Genomic DNA, 18,591 nt, shown 5'->3' with positions numbered 1-18,591 from the left:
GGGGCGTGGAGAGCTAGGAGCTGAGAGCTAGGAGCAGGAGAGAGTCACCCCGAATCCGGCAACGCTTGTATGTTCCTACGAACAAAAACAGCCAGCGGGGACCGGTTCAGTATGAACACATAAGGAAGAAATGACTATCTCCGCGCGTAGACCCCGCGCAGCTCCCCAGTCGTACGGGCCTGACCAGGCGGCCGCGGCCCGCGCGAGGGCCCCTCGTAAGCTGGTCGCATGGCCGGATTCTTCGCGGGACCCATCAAGCACGAGGCGCCGGAGCCCCTGGAGGGCCCGGTGGTCGCCACCGTCGTCGGCGGCACCGTCATCTGGTTCGTGCTGTTCCTCGCGCAGCTCCCGTTCTACGGCTGGTTCGCGGACCACGACCGCCTGTGGTGGGTGTGGACCCCGCTGGCCGGTGCGGGCCTCGGCCTGATCGGCATCTGGTACGTACGCAAGCGCGACGCCGCGATCAAGCGGGCACGCGCGGCCGAGGCGACCGAGGCGACCACCTCCGCCACGGCCGAGGCGACGGCGGCCCCGGAGGACGACCCCGCCCAGGGCCCCGGCAAGTAGCACCCAGGTCTGATCTTCTCCCGCCAGAACCCTGATTCCGGACCCCTCGGCGAGTGAACCGCTCCCGCGCCCCGTACCGTCTGAGGCATGACGCAGCGGGCAGATCTCGACACCGACGGACCTGAGCCGGGAGGCGGCGGCAGGCAACGGCGCGACACCGGGGCCGAGGCCGGGGCCGAGGCCGGAGCCGGGGCCGACGCCGCCCCGGACCCCGTACACCCGGCCTCCCCACCGGCACCGTCGGACACGGACACGGACACGGACACGGGCCCCTCGGGTCCGCAGCCCGTCGCCGTCAGCCCTCTCGGCCTGACCACCGCCGAAGTCGCCGAGCGCGTCGCGCGCGGCGAGGTGAACGACGTACCGGTCCGCAGCAGCCGCTCGATCGGCGAGATCATCCGCGGCAACGTCTTCACCCGGTTCAACGCCCTGATCGGCGTCCTCTGGGTGATCATGCTGATCGTCGCGCCGATCCAGGACAGCCTGTTCGGCTTCGTGATCGTCGCCAACACCGGCATCGGCATCATCCAGGAGCTGCGCGCCAAGAAGACCCTGGACAACCTCGCGGTCATCGGCGAGGCCAAGCCCACGGTCCGCCGCGACGGCGTCGCCGCCGAGATCTCCACCTCCGAGATCGTGCTCGGCGACCTCATCGAGATCGGGCCGGGCGACAAGATCGTCGTGGACGGCGCCGTCGTCGAGGCGGACGGCCTGGAGATCGACGAGTCGCTGCTCACCGGCGAGGCCGACCCGGTCCTGAAGAAGCCCGGCGACCCGGTGATGTCCGGCAGCTTCGTGGTCGCGGGCGGCGGCGCGTTCACCGCGACCAAGGTCGGCCGCGAGGCCTACGCCGCGCAGCTCGCCGAGGAGGCGTCGCGCTTCACGCTCGTCCACTCCGAGCTGCGCTCCGGCATCTCCACCATCCTCAAGTACGTCACGTATCTGATGATCCCGACCTCGATCGGCCTGGTCATCAGCCAACTCGTCGTCAAGGACGACAACTTCAAGGAGTCCATCGCCTACACCGTCGGCGGCATCGTCCCGATGATCCCCGAAGGCCTGGTGCTGCTCACCTCGGTCGCCTTCGCGATCGGCGTCATCCGGCTCGGCCGGAAACAGTGCCTGGTGCAGGAGCTGCCCGCCATCGAGGGCCTCGCGCGCGTGGACACGGTCTGCCTGGACAAGACGGGCACCCTCACCGAGGGCGGCATGGACGTCACCGAGCTGCGCCTGCTGAACAGCGCGGACGAGGCGTACGTACGCAAGGTGCTCGGCGCGCTCGGCGAGTCCGACCCGCGCCCGAACGCGTCGCTCCAGGCGATCATCGACGCGTACCCGGACAGCGAGGAATGGCGCTGCACCGAGTCGCTCCCCTTCTCCTCGGCCCGCAAGTACAGCGGCGCCTCGTTCAGCGAGGGCGACGGCGAGAACTCCACCTGGCTGCTCGGCGCGCCAGACGTCCTGCTCCCGGCCGGTGACCCGACCCTCACCGAGATCGACCACCTCAACGAGCAGGGCCTGCGCGTGCTGTTGCTGGCCCGCGCGGTCAAGGACCTGGACGCGGAGTCGGTCGCCACGGGCGCGCGAGCGAGCGCCCTGGTCGTCCTGGAGCAGCGGCTGCGCCCCGACGCGGCGGACACCCTGCGCTACTTCGAGGAGCAGAACGTCGCCGCGAAGGTGATCTCCGGCGACAACGCGGTGTCGGTCGGCGCGGTGGCGGGCAAGCTCGACCTGCCCGGCGCCGAGCACACGGTGGACGCCCGTACGCTGCCCGCCGAGCGGGACGAGATGGCCAAGACCCTGGAGGACAACGCGGTGTTCGGCCGCGTCACCCCGCAGCAGAAGCGGGACATGGTCGGCGCGCTCCAGTCACGCGGCCACACGGTCGCGATGACCGGCGACGGCGTCAACGACGTACTGGCCCTGAAAGACGCCGACATCGGCGTCTCGATGGGCTCGGGGTCCGAGGCCACCCGAGCCGTGGCCCAGATCGTCCTGCTCAACAACAGCTTCGCGACGCTGCCTTCGGTGGTCGCCGAGGGGCGTCGCGTCATCGGCAACATCACCCGAGTCGCGACCCTCTTCCTCGTCAAAACCGTCTACTCGGTCCTCCTCGCCCTCCTGGTGGTCTGCACCCAGGTCGAGTACCTCTTCCTTCCCCGCCACCTCACCCTGCTCTCCACCCTCACCATCGGCGTGCCCGCCTTCTTCCTGGCCCTCGCCCCCAACAAGGAGCGCGCGCAACCGCACTTCGTGCGCAGGGTCATGCGGTACGCGATCCCCGGCGGCGCGATCGCGGCCGTGGCGACCTTCGCCACGTACCTGCTGGCCCGCCACCACTACGACGGGCCGGGCGCCCGCGAGGCCGAGACCAGCGCGGCGACCCTCACCCTGTTCCTGATCGCGATCTGGGTCCTGGCGATCATCGCCCGCCCGTACACCTGGTGGCGGATCGCCCTGATCGGCACGATGGGCCTCGGCTTCCTGCTGGTCATGGTGGTCCCCTGGCTCCAGGACTTCTTCAAGCTCCAGCTGGTCGGTACGACGATGCCATGGGGCGCGGTGGGCATCGCGGCGGTCGCGGCACTCGGCATCGAGCTCGCGTTCCGCTGGGTGAACCGCCGGGTTCCGGCCTGACACCCGCCTGACCCGCCACGACCACGCGGGGCCCGGCCGGGCGGGCGTCGCTACAGGGGCCAGCGGTGGGCCCGGCCGTCCGGGGCCGTGTACGTCACGGTCTGCCCGGCGGGGGTGGCTTCGACGGTGAACCACTCGCGGCGCGGCCGGTTCAGCCGCCGCCAGTTCCGGTGGGCGGCCTCGACCGGCCTCCACAGGTCCCGTGGCCCGGTGGACGTCACCTGCGGCGGCCCGTCGGGCATGTCCTCGACACGGGCCGCCGAGCCGTCCGCCGGGCCGTACAGGGTCGTGATGTGCCGCCCGTCCGCGCGCTGTCCGTAGGTCCGGATGACGTCCGGGGGCATATGGAGCTGGGCGAAGAACGAGAACGTCCAGTCGTCCAGCTCCCGTCCCGACAGCTCGGAGGCCCGACGGGGACCGTCCGGAACCGGAGGCACTCCTGTCGACGCTTCGGGCGTCGGCGCTTCGGGGCCGCTCTTGAGCGGCATGAACGCCGCGGGTGTGTGCAGGATGCGGCCGACCGCCGCGCCGTCCGGCAGCTTGGTCAGCCGAGCGAGCACGCCTCCGGCCAACGCCCCTTTGACGGGCACGACCATGATGCCGCCAGGACGGCACCGCTCCAGCCACTCGGGCGGGAGGCGACGCACCGACGCGGTGGCGATGAGGCGGTCGTACGTCGCGCCGGGCGGGAGGTCCCGCGCGCCGTCGCCGTGGATGACGCGCGGCTCGAAGCCGACCGCTTCGAGCCGCGCGCGGGCCATGGTCGTGAGGGCGCCGGAGCGCTCCACGGTGGTGACGTGCCCGGCCCCGGCGAGGCGGCACAGCATCGCGGCGTGGTAGCCGCTGCCGGTCCCGGCCTCGTACACCTCATCGCCCTCATTGACGTCGAGGGCGTCGAGCATGTCCGCCATGAGGCTCGGCGCGGTCGAGGACGAGGTGGGCACGCCGGTCAGTCCCTCGGGGTCGGCCTGCTCGGCGTGTACGCCGTCCACCTCCGTGATGAGCGACTCGTCCGCGTAGACGGCGTCAAGCCACGCGTCAGGGTCACCGTCGGCGAACCGCCACGGGATAAACCGCTCACCCTCACGCCGGTAGAAGGCGGGCACGAACGGATGCCGGGGGACATTGAGGAACGCCCCCGCCAGCCGTGCGGACAGCACCACGCTGCCCCGGTCGATCTGCCGCGTGAGCGAGACGCGGGCGGCGATGAGACGCTGCTCATCGTCGAGGACGTTCGTCACTGGTCGTTCCCTTCCAGGTAGTCACAGATCGCGGCCGTGATCGGCAGCCCCGTCGCCTGCTCGATGAACCCGTACTGTCCGTTCGGGTTCACCTCCAGGAACCGCCAATCGCCTTCCGGGGTCACCACGAAGTCACAGGCACCGTAAGGAAGACCGAGCCGGTCGAGCAGTCGCAGCACCCCGGCCGCCACATCGTGAGGCGGCTCGCAGACCTTGTACGTGTGGCTGTCGTAGTCGCTCCGCCAGTCGATGTGCCCCGCATCGGAAGCCGCGTGGATCTCGGCCGCGAAAATCTGGCTGCCGACGGCGGTCAGCCGAACTTCGTACGCCTTGGGCACCCACTCCTGGAACAGGTGGGCTGTGACGGCGATGTCCGGGTGAGGCAGATCGGCGACGGTGACGATGCTCGCGTACACGGCGGCGGTCTGTCCGTGCACAGTGCCGCGCACGTGAAAGAACGGCTTGTAGACGAGCTGGCCACCGATCGAGTCGGCGAAGTCCCGTGCGGCGTCCGGATCGTTGGTGATCAGTGTTCGGGGAACGCTCAGCCCTGCCTCGGCGGCGACGCGCAGTTGCAGCGGCTTGTACTCGGCGTCGGCCGCCTTCCCAGGGGGAGGAAGCCAACGGCACGGCAGGGCGGACAGCAACCCGCCGAAACCCCAGCGGGCTTCGGTCTCGGCGACCTTACGGGCTTCAACGGCCATCTTCTCGGGAAACTTCGGGCGAGCGGGGCGGCGGTAGTAGACGGACCGAACCGACGCCAGGTCGAGCGTGCGACGGTCGCTTGTCAGCGTGCCGTGCCAGCGGTTCCCGCTGAGGCTCGCGGCGAGTGTGAGCCTCAGCGGGAACTCGGCCAGGTCAGCCCGGAAGACGGGCACGGCACGCCGGTTCAGTTCCTCAACCACCAGATCACAGGTCGGATCGAAGCGACCCGCCAGGATGAGAACCTGTCCGGCATCGTTCATCAGTCGTCGCTCGGTCCGGGGTCGTCCGGCGCGTCCATCTGTCCGGAGGGCTGCGTAGGGCCGTACGTCTTCGGCGGGTTCTTGGTCATGTAGACGCCGGGCGGCATACCTTCATACGTGCCCGTCTGCGAGGCCTCGTCGTACACGACATCGCCCGGCAGGATGCCGCCCGTGGCCGACACCGGCACCAGGAAACGAAACGCGAACGGCGACGGCCCCTCCTGGCCAGACAGCTCCGGCATGGTCGCAGCCCTGTCAGCGCTCAACGGGAACCGCAGTTCCGGTACGTCGAGAGCCAACCCGGTGGGTCGCCGCTCTTCGATGGGTGTGGTGGGCATGTCGCTTCCCCTTTCTCAATGGGTGGGAAGTGCTCGTACATTCCCGCCCGTGTAGGGCGGGAAGGCCTTTGGTGATAGCCGTTCCGGCCAGGGAGGTGCGCAACTGAGCTGGTAGACGTGCAGTGTCATGCGCGAGGCACCGGCAGGCGGGGGGCGGCCTTCACTTTGCCCTCCGCTCAACAGCGTCCGACAGCAGGTCCGACGCATCGGGCAGGGGCGGGAAGTGCACCGTGCAGTCGGGGCAGGCGTAGACGCTGAAGCCGGGCCCGGAGTTCTGGTGCACCTCGGAGACGAGCACCGGGCAGTCGGTGGTTTCGTTGCAACGGGTGCACGGCACCTGTCGCGCCCCCGGCACGCCGCTGCTCGTACGCCGCGAGGTACGGGCGGACCAGGGCCGAGTCCTCACCGTCCAGCGGTACGTCGAGCCCGTACGGGGAGCGGGGAGCAGGCAGTCGTTCCCCCGTCTGCCTCTGTCGGAGCGTGCCGGGAACAGGCGCGGGCGGTCGCGGTGCGGCTGGGCGGGCCCGGTGTCGACCGCCGCATCCGCGCGGACCGAACGCCAGACTCGCCCGCAGGATCAGGGCATGGATAATGCTCACCGTCGTCAGCTCCCTCGTAGCTGGTGGCCACGCCCCCGGACCGTTCGCGCGGTCGCGGGGGTCTTAAGTGCCGCACGCTAGGGCGCTCGTGGACAGGCTGACAGCGACGCGCTGTCCCACTTTGCCGTGGAGCTAGGACGCTACGTCCTACCCGTCGAGATTCAGACGGTCGGCCAACTCGGATACCGGAGATGTCCTGCGGTGCTCACGGCTACGCAACTCGGCAACGATGCGACGCGACGTCGCGTGATACCTCATCCACTCGGGTGCGATGCCCTCCGCTCTCAGCAAAGCCTGGACCGACCTTGCTTCGTCGTTCACGTCGGCGTAGGCCAGGGCCCGGTCGACGTGGAATCGGGCGCGCCATGTCGGGGGGAGCGTCTGAAGATCTGGAACCGTGCGCGCGGTACGCAACGCTTCCGCGCTTTCCTCCATCTCGACAAAGAAGTTCACCTTGGCGACGCCCAAGTTCGTAGGGCCGAAAGGGGTGGCGTAATCGAGGCGGTCCACCCCGATTCTGGCGGCTGCCGCGCCTGCCATGCTGAGCAGCTCCCGCACGGTGTCCCGCTTCTCCCGCCGGACCGCCGCCGTGGCCGCTCGCAGCAGGAGAACTCCCCACAGCGCCAGATCCACAGGCTGTGAACGGAACCCCGGATCCATCGTGTCGGCACGTGACAGAGCGACGCGCTCGGCGTCTTCGAGTCTGCCCTGCTTCGTGAAGATCCAGGACAGACACGAGATCCCCACGATCTCAAGACGGGGATCGTCGCTCTTGCGGGACGCGTCCATGGACCGCTCAAGTGCCGTGAACCCCGCGTCTTCCTTACCGAGAGCTGCCAACGTCGTCGCGGCGACCTGATAGGCCTCTGCGAGAACGGAATAGGCGGCAGCGGCATCGTCCCCAGTGTGGGTTTGCGCGGCGGCCCTGGCGTCTGAGATCAGTTGTGGCAACAGCGTTCCGATATCCGCCATGCGGCCTTCGCGCCGGATGCGCTCTGTCGACTTCAACGATTGCCGCAACTCGGCGATATTCGGGGGATCTTCAGGATCCGGGTCCTCACCTAAGAACTCGGACACAGGCGAGACCGCTTGCCGCAGTGCCAGGACGGAGGGCGGATCGGCCTCGTCGTGAACCTCGAACGTGCTGGGCTGACCAACCAGTATCGAGGGCTCCACATCCAGCGCGCGGGCAAGCGCGTTGAGCGTGGCGAGTCGAGCGGTTTGCCGACGGCCCTGCTCAAGTTTCCGGACGATGTCGACGGAGAGGCCCGCGCGCTCCGCCAGCCTCTCCTGCGTCAGTTTGCGTCGGAGCCGAAGCCGGGCGACTCGATCTCCGATGCCGGTTTCCTCGTGGAACTCCATGGCCACTCCCGGATGGTCGTGGTCTCCACGCTACGCCCGGTACACGGCGTGTGGCGCCTAGACGGCCCTGGGACGCTATCCCGGTGGGGCGGGCTGGCGCTCTTGTGGGGTCGCGTGGTGATGCATATCGTTCCGATGTATCAACTCGATATATCAGGGCGGCACTTGTGGCCGTCCGGCTGACGCGGGAGATGCGATGCGGACCGTCGACTACAACACGCAGCAGCACCAGGACTACGCGCGCGGCCGCGCACTCACCGAGCGGCAACTACAGGCGTGGATCAGCGCCTTCGCAGCGGCGTTGCCCGAACGGCGTCCGCTGGCGGGGCTGGACGTCGGCTCGGGCACCGGCAGGTTCGCGCCCGCGCTGGCGGAAACGTTCGGGCCGGTCGTCGGCGTCGAACCGGCCGACCGTATGCGTGAGGTCGCGCAGGCCCAGTCGCGGCATCCCGATGTGCGGTACATCGCGGGCGCAGCCGAGGAGATACCGGTGCCGTCCGAGAGCGCCGACTACGCGCTCCTGGCCTGGTCCTGGCACCACGTCCAGGACCAGCCCCGAGCCGCCCGCGAACTGGCCAGGGTGCTCAGGCCGGGCGGACGGCTGCGCCTGCGCACCCTCTCGCTCTTCGCGCAGCTCAGCCCCGCCGAGCTGGAGGAGGGCCTGCGCCGAGTGGAGCAGGCCGTCGCCGCGGACCCCGATGCCCCGGCGCCGGAGCTCGCCGAGCCGCTGCTCACGCTCGAACTTCGCTGACGCGGGCACGGTGGTCGGGCACCGCCCTGCGGGTGCCCGACCAGGCCCCCCGGCTACAGGTACGGGCGGGTGATCAGCTCGATCGCGTGGCCGCCGGGGTCCTTGAAGTACACGCCTCGGCCGCCGTGCTCGTTGTTGATCTCGCCCGGGCGTCGCATCCGCGGATCGGCCCAGTGCTCGACGCCCTGGTCGCAGAGCCGCCGGTACGCCCGGTCGAACAGCTCGTCGTCGACCAGGAACGCGTAGTGCTGCATCTGGATCTCCACCGGCGGCTCGGCGAACTGCAGCAGCACGCCGTCGGCGAGCTGGATGTTGGTGAACGGGCCCCAGGAAGGCGCTTCCGGCAGTTCCAGCAGCTCCCGGAAGAAGCGAGCCGACTCGTGGCGGTCCTTGGCGGCGATGATGGTGTGGTTGAACGTGACAGTCATTCAGCTGACCTCGTTGTGCTCGGCACGGAAAACGGAAAACGGACTCGTGGTGCACGAGCACGGGGAGGTCCGCGTGCCGAACTGAGGGGGTGCCTTCTCCGCACCCGCTGCGTGATCAGCCTCCCACCGGGTGGCCCATCCGTGTGTGGCGTAGCGCCGGTCCGGTGTTCACATCGCAAGAGCCTACGCGAACCGGCTGGTCACGCCAACGTATCCGCACTCCCGCGGTCAGTAGAGTCGAGGCGTGGTGCGTGGGGACGCACACCGAGCAGCGCAGGCAGAGAGGAAGCGGGATGATTCGGCTGGCGGACGGGCCCATGACCTGGGTGGTGACCGGGGACAGCATCACTCAGGGGGTGCTGCACACCCACGGGGCGCGGAGCTGGGTCGAGCATCTGCACGAGCGGGTGCGGTGGCAGTTGGGGCGGCTCACCGACGTCGTGGTCAACACCGGCGTCTCCGGGTGGAGCGCGGTCGATGTGCTCGCGGAGCGAGACCGGCTCATCGGGCGGTTCGCGCCGGACGTGCTGTCCGTGTCGCTCGGGACGAACGACTGCCTCGCCGGGGAGGACGGGCTGCCCGAGTTCCGCGACGCGATGCACCGGATCATCGCCGGGTCCGGGCCGCAGACCCAGGTCGTGCTGCACACCCCGGCGCTGGTCAGCGTGGCGGGGCGGGAGCGGCGCGCGGCGCTTCCCGCGTACTGCCAGGCCGTGCGGGAGCTCGCGAAGGACACCGGCGCGCTGCTCGTCGACCATGAGACGCACTGGCGGGAGCACTTCGGCGCGGACGACCCCATCGCGTGGCTCGACGACCCGGCCCACCCCAACCCGGCGGGCCACCTGGAGCTGGCCGACCTCGCGCTGCGGGCGATGGGGTTGGGGGAATTGGACTCGCGCTAGTCGAACCAGCGGTCGCGGGCCAGTTCCTCCGTGCGGGACGGGTCCTCCAGCAGCGCCGCGACCTCGAAGCGGCGGGGCCACTGGGCGGTCGCCCAGGACAGGCCCGCCGCCACGCCCTCCAGGGTCGCGGCGTGGACCGCGCCGTCCGGGGTGCGACGCCACTCCAGGTCGCCCAGTTCCTCGTGTTCGCGGTACGTCGCCGGGGTGGCGGGGCCCAGCAGTACGCGTACCGCGTCCGGGACGGTGCGCTCGACGCCCTCGTCCGGGATCGCCTCCGCGCCGACCTCGCTGAGCCGCCGCACCTGGAACAGCTCCGCGAGTTCGGCCGCCCGTGCCGGGCGTACCGGCAGCAGGGCGAGACCGGCGGACAGCGGCAGCAGGTCGGGGGCGTCCGCGACCATGGCGTCCGCCGCGGCCACCACGCGGACTTCGCCGTCCACCACCGCCCGCAACTCGTCGGGGAGCGTGACCTGTTCCGGGTCGAGGTCGGCCAGCGCGCCGTACAGGGCGTGGAGTTGGGCGGCGGTGACGGGCAGCGACGGGTCGGCGAGGCGGTCCAGGAGTTCGGCCGCGCCGCCGGGCTCGTCCAGCAGGGCCGCCACCGAGGTGCGTACGCCCAGCGCCCGCAGCACCTGTTCGTCGTCGAAGCCGGCGGCGTCCGCCTCCTCGTAGAGACCGGCCAGCAGCGGGTCGCCGCCCGCCGCGCGCAGCCCGGCGGGGCGGCGGCCGCCGAGCACCGGGTGCCCGCGCAGCCACCAGGCCGTATAGGGCCGTACGGACTCGGTCGTGCCGTCCGGGAGCAGGACCCGCACCGGCAGGGTCAGCGCGTCCCGCAGCGGCGGCTGGGACAGCAGCGCCAGCGCCTGCGGCCAGCGGTCGTCGTCGACCAGGTCCAGGTCGCGTACGGCGACGAGTTCGGTGGCCACGGGCGGGACGGGCGACTGAGGCAGCTGGTCCAGGACGTCCTCGGCCCAGACGTCGACCGCGTCCAGCAGGCCCGCGTCGTCGGGCTCGGCGAAGTCGCCTTCCCTGGGGTCGAGTTCGTCCGGGTCGAGGACGACGTCGCTGGCCCGTACGAGGGCGAAGGTCGCCAGCACCCCGCACGCGGCGAGCGGCCCCTCACCCCAGCGCTCGGCCAAGTCGGCGTCCACTTCGGCCAGTTCACCCTCGCGCATGATCTGCGCGAACGGGCTGCCGGGCAGGACCAGTTCACCCGCCGGGGCCAGCTCGCCGTCCTCGTCGGGCAGGGCGAGTGCGCCGAGCCAGGGCTCGTCGCCCGGCTCCAGGCCCGCTTCCCGTACGAGGGCGAGGACCGTCTCGGCCAGTTCGTCGGCGTCCGGAGTGTCCCCGTCCTCGTCCCATGTCTCGTCGTCCAGCGACGCGGCCACGGCGGCCCGCACCTGGGGCGTGGTCAGCACGGAGCGCGGGGTCGCGGGCAGCGCGCCGAGCTTCTCCAGCAGGGGGTGCGCGGCGACGGCGTGCGCGACCTTCAGCCCGAGCCTGGCCAGATCCCCCGGCGTATCGGGACCGGGGAGCAGCACCTGCCGGGGGCCGATCGTGGTCCGCCCGTCGGCGAGCGGCACCGGCAGCCCGGTCAGCCGGTCCGGGTCGACCCCGGCCAGCGACTCGTACAGCCGCCACCACCAGCCGGGCTCCCGCTCAAGCCCGGCGAGCCGGTCCACGGCGTCCTGCAACGGCACCCGCGCGACCCCGAGCGTGCGCAGCTCGGCACGGCGCTCAAGCCCGGCGGGCAGCAGGGTCGGCAGCACCTCGGCCAGCACGCGTACGGTCTCAGCGCCCGCGCCCTCGATCACCTCGGCCTCGAAGGGCCGCAGGGTCAGGGGCCGCTCACCCCGCAGGTCACCGTCCTCGCCCTCCCCCTCATCCTCCTCCGCGCCGGAGAGCGCCGGAACCAGGAAAGGAGTGCGCGGCAGACGCTCCAGAACCGCCGCGCGCAGCGCGCCGTCCAGCTCGGACCCGCCCAGCGGCCCCGGCACCAGATCGAGCGTGCCCGTCGTCAACGGCCGCCACCCAGCCAGCAGTTCACCGTACAGATCGGCGGCACGCTCCACCAGGAAGTCAGTCAGCGGCCCAGGGGCGACACGCCGCCGCATCGCGTCCATCGGAAAAGACGCGATGAGCAGCGCGGGCAGCCCCTGCGGCTCGTCACTCGGCGTCGGAGCATGCACCACCGCCCCCGTACGAGGCCGCCCCGGAGCGCCCCGCTCGTCCACCGGAACGGCCCAGGTCACCGACCAGTGGGGCCGCAGCCGCTCCTCGACGGGCCGCCCCTCCAGCAGGGCGCGGTCCAACTCCCCGCCCACGCTGGCGGTCCGCCACCGGGTGACGCCCGACCGGCTGTCCTCGATCCGCACACAGTCGTCGTCCTGGCTCCGGCGGAGCGTCCGCGTGCCGTCCGGCGTCTCGACGACGACCTCGGCGAGCCCCGGCAGGGCCAGCAGCAGCGCGTCATCGATCCCGTCGAGCAGCCGCTCCGCGAGCGCCTCGGCCGCGGCGTCCCGCAGCGGCAGCATCACCACGGTGTCGTACGGCTCGGGGGCGATGCCCGCCGCCGCCAACGGCAGCCGCAGCAGCGGCACATGCCCGTCCCGCCGGCGCAGCTCCACATCGAGCCCCGGACCGGACTCGGCGGCCCGCTGAGCCAGCTCCCGCGCCTCGGCCAGCGAGAACCGCACCCCGCCGGTACGCCCCACCACGGCGGGCTCGTCGCTCACCGCGAGCACCGCGGCGAACCCGACCCCGAACCGCCCGACCGACCGCTCCCGCCCGTCCCGCTTGGCGGAGGCCCGCAGCGTACTGAGCGACTCGACGCCCGCCGCGTCCAGCGGCGCACCGGTGTTGGCGGCGGCCAGCACGCCGTCCCGCAGGGTGAGACTCAGCCGCCCCGGCACGCCCGCGCGGGCCGCCGCGTCGGCGGCGTTCTGCGCCAGCTCCACGACCAGCCGGTCCCGGTAGCCGCCGAGTACCAGCTCCTCCTCGGCGTTCGCGTCCTCCCGGAACCGGGCCGGTGCGGTGCTCCACGCGTCGAGCACCGCCCGCCGCAGACGCGCGGTGCCGAAGGGGTCGGTCCCTTCGGGGGCGGGCCGCACGAATTTGCTCACGGGGATCTGCCTTTCTCACGACGACTGCGCCCGAAGGTACCGCGTCACCACCGCGCCCCGCCCGCGCAGGGGCCGTCACCCACCGGGCCGCACACGCGTGTCCCCCGCCCGCGACACGAGGTGTGTCGTTCGGCTGAACCACCCGACATGCGGCCGGTACGGCCCGAGGCAAGACTGACCTCATGGCAGTCAAGGCATTCCTCGAAGGCGGACCGGACGACCTGCCCGAGCGCATCGTCCCGATCACCCCACCCGGCCAGGAGCTGAAGATCCTGCACCGCGGCGGCTACGAGCACTTCAAGGCCACCCCGCGGCACACAGACACGGCCCAGGGCCGCCTGGTCGTCTACGAGTGGTGGGAGCGCACCGAGATCGCCGAATAGCCCACGGAGCCACGCGGGGCGTTCGCGTCACGGACGCGGTGTGGTGGACCGGGCCGCGGCCGTACCGCGCGTCCCCACCGGACCGCGGCCGCCGACGAGACGGAAGGGGGCCCGTCGGGGGGTGCGCGCGCAGCGCCGATGGTCACCGCCGCCGCACGCGTTTCCCGACACCGGGTTCCCCATCGGCGTGAGCACGTACCCCCCGACGGGCCCCCGACCCACGACGAAACACCAGGCGAACGGCGCGCCAGCCGCCCCGCTCACGCCAGCCGCCCCGCCGCCCCGCTCAGGAGTGCCCCAGGTCCGCGTCCTCCGCCGCCCCCTCCGGCGCCACCGATCCCGAGTCGGCGGGCGGCCGCAACGGCATCGGCTCGACCTTCATGGTGTCGAGCACATGCGGCGCGGGCCGCGGCGGCTTGGGCATGACGGCCGCCTCGGAGTGCCCGCCGCACCCGTACGCCAGCGAGACGACCCGCCCGTCCGCCGGACTGAACTCGTTGCCGCAGATCCCGAACGCCTGCCGCAGGGACCCCGCGATCGGCACCAGGAACCCGCAGCTGACACAGCTGGCGGGCGCGGCCTGCGCCATCGGGGTCTTCGCGCCGAAGTTCTCGTCCCAGCGGTCGGCGGCGCTGTGCAGCCCGTACCGGGACAGGACACGCGCCCGCCGCAGGCCGAGCTCCTCGGCGACCGCCGAGATGGACCCGCGCGCCGGGGCGATCGGCAGCTCGGCGGGCGGCCCGTCGGTCACCTCCGCGTCCTCCGCCTCGACCAGCTCCGCCATCTCCTCGGAGACCGCGGAGTTCGGCGGCGGAACGTCCTCGGCGCTGAAACCGGGCTCAAGACGCAGGTCGTCCGCGTCGGTGGGGAGCAGATCGCCGGGCCCCATGTCACCGGGCCGCAGCCGCTCGCTCCACGGTACCCACTCGGGCGCGAGCAGCGAGTCCGGCCCCGGCAGCAGCGCCGTCTCGTCCAGGGTGACGACCTTCGCGCGGGACGCGCGGGCGACCGTCACCGCCCAGCGCCAGCCCCGGTAGCCCAGTTCCTCGCACGCGAAGAGGTGGGTGACGACCCGGTCGCCCTCCGAGACGGCCCCGACGTGCTCCCCGACGACACCGGGCGCGGCCGTCTCCTCGGCCGCCGCCCTGGCGAGGTCGACCGCCTCGGCGCACAGGCGGTCGGGGGTGCGGCTTCGCGTTGTCGCTGCGCTCACAGGTATCGCTTCTCTCCTACGCCGTCACGAGTGCGCCGACCCGGCACGGGGTGCGGACGGAGCGGACCGGTGGGCCGCGTCGACGTCCGCGCCCGGTCACTCTCGGGCGCACCTACGCCATCCATTCTGCGGGATCGCGAAGAGGCGCGCGGCCAAGCACAACCGCCGCAGGCGCGCTACGCACGCTACCTCTTTCGCGAGCCAAGGCCCACATCAAGGTGCGGGGATCCGGGTAGACGCGTCCTGGCACGCCAGGAGCGCGCCAAGGAGCACACCAGGACGCGACGACGACGGGACCACCCCGGTGTGGCAGGTGTTGGGGCACTATGTCGAAGTGACCACGGCGAGGTCGTCAAACCCGGAGAACCCAGAGAACCCGGAAAACCCGAAGAAGAACCCGAACCCGAACCCGAAGAACCCGAGAAAGGCGCACCCCAAGAAGGCGCACCCCAAGAGCGCGGGCCCGCTACGCAGGACGGCCCGCGCCATCGCCCGCGCCCTGCACCTGCCGTTCACCGGTACCGCCAAGGGCATCAGACGCGCCACGCACGCGCACGGCGCGGGCGAGTCGGGCCTGGGCAAGCTGATCGAGCTGCACGGGGTCAACGGCGCGGGCGACGTGATGGTGACCGTGGCGCTCGCCTCCACGGTGTTCTTCTCGGTGCCGACCGACGAGGCCCGCGGCCGGGTCGCCCTCTACCTGGCGATCACGATGGCCCCGTTCACTCTGCTGGCCCCCGTGATCGGCCCGCTTCTGGACCGTATCCCGCACGGCCGCCGCGCGGCGATGGCGGGCTCGATGCTGGCCAGGGCGCTGCTCGCGCTGACCCTGTCGGGCGCGGTGGCCACCGGCAGCATCGAGCTGTATCCCGCGGCGCTGGGCGTCCTGGTGTCGTCGAAGGCGTACGGCGTGGTCCGCAGCGCGGTCGTGCCGCGCCTGCTGCCGCCGCGCTTCTCGCTGGTCAGGGCGAACTCGCGGGTGACGCTCGGCGGGCTGCTCGCGACCGGCGTCGCCGCGCCGGTCGCGGCGGGGCTGCACCAGATCGGCCCCGAGTGGCCGCTGTACGGCGCGTTCGCGCTGTTCGTCACCGGCATGGTCCTGTCGTTCACGCTGCCGCACAAGGTGGACTCGGCGCGCGGCGAGCGCCGGGCGCTGCTCGCGGCGGACGCGGAACACGTCCACGTACACCTGCCCGGCACCCCGAAGGAGTCGCCGCGCAAGATCGGGCTGCGTACGGTCGGCCCGTCGGTGACGCACGGGCTGCTGGCCAACGCCTCGATCCGCTGTCTCACCGGCTTCCTGATCTTCTTCCTCGCGTTCCTGCTGCGCGAGGAGCCGCTCGCGGGGCAGAGCGCCGCGGTGTCGCTCGGCATCGTGGGGGTCGCGGCGGGCGTCGGGAACGCGATCGGCACGGCGGTCGGCGCGGCGCTGCGCGCCCGCGCGCCGGAGCTGATCATCGTGACGGTCGTCGCGTTCGTGCTCGCCGTGGCGATCACCGCGGCGATCCTGTACGGCACGGTGGTGATCGCCTGCCTCGGGGCGGCCGCGGGCTTCGCCCAGGCGCTGGGGAAGCTCTCGCTCGACGCGACGATCCAGCGGGACGTACCCGAGCTGGTGCGCACCTCCGCGTTCGCGCGCTCCGAGACGACGCTGCAGATGTCCTGGGTGATCGGCGGCGCGATCGGCATCGCACTGCCGCTGAACGGCGGCCTGGGTCTGGCGGTCGGCGCGAGCATCGTCGGCGTCGGCTGGCTGACGACCGTACGCGGGCTGCTGGCCGCCGCCAGACGGGGCACGCCGCACCCCCGCGTGGCATGACCCGCGCCCGCTCCCGATAGCCTTCGGGGCATGACCTTCCTGCTCGCGGCCAAGGGCCGCCGCCCCGCCGCCGCCCTCGGCGCCGTGTCCGCCGGACTCCTCGTACTCGCGGCCTGCGAGAAGCCGACGCCCATCGCGACGGTCACCTTCGGTGACAGCACGGTGAGCTCCGAGGCCACCTGCTACGACGACGGCAAGGGCTTCAGCCGGGAGAAGGCTGTGGAGTGCGCCCTGAAGAAGTCGAAGAAGTCCGTCACCGTGTCGCAGGGCGAGACGATGCGCATCGGCGTCGACAAGGAGATCGCCGACAAGGGCTGGACCCTGTGGGTCAACGGCCAGCAGGTCATCAGCCCCAACGCGTTCAAGAAGACCTTCCGCAGCTTCCAGGGCATCGACGTGTTCGCGCCGCAGCAGGACGGTTCGGTCGAGGACAACCTCTACATCAGCGTCGTGGAGCAGGCGAACGACGAGGGCACCAAGTTCAGGGGCGTCTGGAACTTCAAGCTCGTCAACGACGACGCCTGATCCCGCCGATGCGGGTGCTGATGGTCACCGCGGTCGCCGCGGAGGCGGACGCCGTCACCGCGGGCCTGCCCGCCGCCGCCCAGGGCCGGGGCGCGGGCCCCGGCAGCCCTGTCGCCCCGCGCGTGGACGTACTGGCCGCGGGCGTCGGCCCCGCGGCCGCCGCGGCGGGTACGGCTCGGGCGCTGACCGCCGCCGCGCTCGCGGGTGAGCCGTACGACCTGGTGGTGTCGGCCGGGATCGGCGGCGGCTTCGCGCCCGATGCGCCGGTCGGGTCCGTGGTGGTCGCCGACGCGATCGTGGCGGCCGACCTGGGCGCCGAGACCGCCGACGGGTTCCTGCCGGTGACCGAGCTGGGTTTCGGCACGGTCGAGCACCGGCCGCCCGCCGCGCTCGTACGGGCCGCCGCCGACGCGGCCGCCGCCGCCCGCACCACCGGCGCCGTACTCACCGGCGCCGTGCTGACGGTCTCCACCGTCACCGGCACCGCCGAGCGGGCCGCGCGGCTCAGGGCGCGGCACCCGGACGCCGTCGCCGAGGCGATGGAGGGCTTCGGGGTCGCCGAGGCGGCCGCCGCGCAGGGCTGCGCGGTGCTGGAACTGCGCGCGGTCTCCAACCCGGTGGGCCCGCGCGACCGCGCCGCCTGGCGGATCGGCGACGCGCTGGCGGCGCTCACCGAGACCTGCGCCGCACTCGCCCCCGCACTCGCCCACTACGAGTCATCCACGCCCCCCGAGGCGACACCTGCGCACCCCGAGGCCGAACCGCCGCCGCTCCGCACCCACGCCCGCCGCCCGACGGAGACCCCATGACGGCCAAGACCGCCAAGACAGACAGGACGGACAGGACGGACGGGACGGACGGGACAGGCAAGGCGGCGCTGCGCTTCGCCTACTCGCCCTGCCCGAACGACACCTTCGTCTTCCACGCGTGGGCGCACGGCCTGGTGCCCGGCGCGCCCGAGATCGACGTCACCTTCGCCGACATCGACGTCACCAACGGCCTGGCCGAGCGCGGCGAGCTGGACGTACTCAAGGTCTCCTACGCCGTCCTGCCCTACGTACTGGACGAGTACGCCCTGCTCCCCTGCGGCGGCGCGCTGGGCCGCGGCTGCGGCCCCCTCGTCCTCACCCGCGAACCCGACGCCGACGCCGACCTGACCGGGAAGACCGTGGCCGTGCCGAGCGAGCGCTCGACGGCGTATCTGCTGTTCCGCCTCTGGGCGGCGGACACGCTGGCCGACGGCGTCGGGGACATCGTCGTCATGCCGTTCCACGAGATCATGCCCGCCGTACGGGACGGCCGGGTGGACGCCGGTCTGGTCATCCACGAGGCGCGGTTCACCTATCAGGAGTACGGGCTGCGCTGTCTGGCGGACATGGGCGCGCACTGGGAGCGGACGACCGGCCTGCCGATCCCGCTCGGCGCGATCATCGCCAAGCGGTCGCTGGGCGAGGCGACGCTGAAGTCCCTGGCCGACGCCGCGCGCGCGTCCGTGCGGATGGCCTGGGACGACCCCGAGGCGTCCCGCGCGTACGTGCTCCAGCACGCCCAGGAGATGGACCCGCGCGTCGCCGACCAGCACATCGGGCTCTATGTGAACGAGTTCACGGCCGACCTCGGCGAGTCCGGCTACGCGGCGGTACGGGGACTGCTCACGCGCGCCGCGGCCGAGGGTCTCGTACCGCCGCTCGGCCGCGACGCGCTGAAGCCGTTCTAAACCGCCCCCAAACGCCCCCGAA

17 protein-coding genes are annotated in these 18,591 nt (G+C 72.0%); 9 read left to right on the top strand and 8 right to left on the bottom strand.

Translation table 11 applies throughout. The features are described from left to right. Positions 1–228 precede the first annotated feature (228 nt). Positions 229–567: a DUF2530 domain-containing protein gene (locus ACX6XY_RS07155; RefSeq protein ID WP_460327627.1), complete on the top strand. Its 339-nt coding sequence runs from the start codon at positions 229–231 to the stop codon at positions 565–567. 87 nt (positions 568–654) lie between these two features. Next, positions 655–3,204 (top strand): HAD-IC family P-type ATPase, encoded by a 2,550-nt coding sequence (locus ACX6XY_RS07150; protein ID WP_460327625.1) that lies wholly within the window; start codon positions 655–657, stop codon positions 3,202–3,204. Positions 3,205–3,254: 50 nt separating this feature from the next. Here the strand turns inward: ACX6XY_RS07150 and ACX6XY_RS07145 are convergent, their stop codons facing one another. The 5 genes from ACX6XY_RS07145 to ACX6XY_RS07125 form a co-directional block, all read right to left on the bottom strand. After that, positions 3,255–4,445, bottom strand: coding sequence for a methyltransferase domain-containing protein (locus ACX6XY_RS07145; protein WP_460327623.1), 1,191 nt, complete (start codon positions 4,443–4,445; stop codon positions 3,255–3,257). Then, positions 4,442–5,410, bottom strand: coding sequence for an ATP-grasp ribosomal peptide maturase (tgmB, locus tag ACX6XY_RS07140; protein ID WP_460327621.1), 969 nt, complete (start codon positions 5,408–5,410; stop codon positions 4,442–4,444). Before tgmB ends, ACX6XY_RS07145 begins: the two co-directional genes overlap by 4 nt. After that, positions 5,410–5,748, bottom strand: a complete 339-nt coding sequence (locus tag ACX6XY_RS07135; protein ID WP_460327619.1) for a hypothetical protein — start codon at positions 5,746–5,748, stop codon at positions 5,410–5,412. The genes tgmB and ACX6XY_RS07135 overlap by 1 nt, the downstream gene beginning before the upstream one ends. A 160-nt stretch (positions 5,749–5,908) precedes the next feature. Next, entirely contained in the window at positions 5,909–6,154 is a 246-nt protein-coding gene (locus ACX6XY_RS07130; RefSeq protein WP_460327618.1) for a hypothetical protein, read from the bottom strand. Between the two features lie 340 nt (positions 6,155–6,494). Beyond that, positions 6,495–7,709 (bottom strand): helix-turn-helix domain-containing protein, encoded by a 1,215-nt coding sequence (locus ACX6XY_RS07125; RefSeq protein WP_460327615.1) that lies wholly within the window; start codon positions 7,707–7,709, stop codon positions 6,495–6,497. A 196-nt stretch (positions 7,710–7,905) separates the two neighbouring features. Here ACX6XY_RS07125 and ACX6XY_RS07120 point away from each other — a divergent pair, with 196 nt between their 5' ends. Beyond that, on the top strand, positions 7,906–8,460 hold the full coding sequence (locus tag ACX6XY_RS07120) for a class I SAM-dependent methyltransferase (protein ID WP_460327613.1): 555 nt from the start codon (positions 7,906–7,908) through the stop codon (positions 8,458–8,460). 53 nt (positions 8,461–8,513) lie between these two features. On the opposite strand, the gene ACX6XY_RS07115 is transcribed toward ACX6XY_RS07120, so the two are convergent. Continuing rightward, entirely contained in the window at positions 8,514–8,888 is a 375-nt protein-coding gene (locus ACX6XY_RS07115; RefSeq protein ID WP_460327611.1) for a VOC family protein, read from the bottom strand. Between the two features lie 293 nt (positions 8,889–9,181). On the opposite strand from ACX6XY_RS07115, the gene ACX6XY_RS07110 reads away from it, so the two are divergent. After that, entirely contained in the window at positions 9,182–9,790 is a 609-nt protein-coding gene (locus ACX6XY_RS07110) for an SGNH/GDSL hydrolase family protein (protein WP_460327609.1), read from the top strand. Here ACX6XY_RS07110 and ACX6XY_RS07105 read toward each other — a convergent pair. After that, positions 9,787–12,912, bottom strand: a complete 3,126-nt coding sequence (locus tag ACX6XY_RS07105; RefSeq protein WP_460327606.1) for a sacsin N-terminal ATP-binding-like domain-containing protein — start codon at positions 12,910–12,912, stop codon at positions 9,787–9,789. The two genes, ACX6XY_RS07110 and ACX6XY_RS07105, sit on opposite strands and share 4 nt — an antisense overlap. 182 nt (positions 12,913–13,094) lie before the next feature. Here ACX6XY_RS07105 and ACX6XY_RS07100 point away from each other — a divergent pair, with 182 nt between their 5' ends. Further along, entirely contained in the window at positions 13,095–13,295 is a 201-nt protein-coding gene (locus ACX6XY_RS07100) for a DUF5988 family protein (protein ID WP_460327604.1), read from the top strand. A gap of 286 nt (positions 13,296–13,581) precedes the next feature. Here the strand turns inward: ACX6XY_RS07100 and ACX6XY_RS07095 are convergent, their stop codons facing one another. Further along, on the bottom strand, positions 13,582–14,508 hold the full coding sequence (locus ACX6XY_RS07095; protein WP_460327602.1) for a DUF3027 domain-containing protein: 927 nt from the start codon (positions 14,506–14,508) through the stop codon (positions 13,582–13,584). 487 nt (positions 14,509–14,995) lie between these two features. On the opposite strand from ACX6XY_RS07095, the gene ACX6XY_RS07090 reads away from it, so the two are divergent. Genes ACX6XY_RS07090 through ACX6XY_RS07075 form a run of 4 tightly spaced genes read left to right on the top strand, consistent with a single transcriptional unit; the run spans position 14,996 to position 18,569 of the window. Continuing rightward, positions 14,996–16,327: an MFS transporter gene (locus ACX6XY_RS07090; protein WP_460327727.1), complete on the top strand. Its 1,332-nt coding sequence runs from the start codon at positions 14,996–14,998 to the stop codon at positions 16,325–16,327. 30 nt (positions 16,328–16,357) lie between these two features. After that, positions 16,358–16,852 (top strand): hypothetical protein, encoded by a 495-nt coding sequence (locus tag ACX6XY_RS07085; RefSeq protein WP_460327600.1) that lies wholly within the window; start codon positions 16,358–16,360, stop codon positions 16,850–16,852. An 8-nt stretch (positions 16,853–16,860) separates the two neighbouring features. Then, a complete protein-coding gene (locus ACX6XY_RS07080) occupies positions 16,861–17,661 on the top strand; it encodes a futalosine hydrolase (protein ID WP_460327598.1) in 801 nt (266 codons plus the stop codon). Beyond that, positions 17,658–18,569: a 1,4-dihydroxy-6-naphthoate synthase gene (locus tag ACX6XY_RS07075; RefSeq protein WP_460327596.1), complete on the top strand. Its 912-nt coding sequence runs from the start codon at positions 17,658–17,660 to the stop codon at positions 18,567–18,569. Before ACX6XY_RS07080 ends, ACX6XY_RS07075 begins: the two co-directional genes overlap by 4 nt. The last annotated feature ends 22 nt before the right edge of the window (positions 18,570–18,591 follow it).

The organism is Streptomyces sp. O3 (assembly GCF_054788135.1).
The sequence above is the reverse complement of the archived record's forward strand: the minus strand, read 5'-3'. Positions and strand labels throughout refer to the sequence as shown.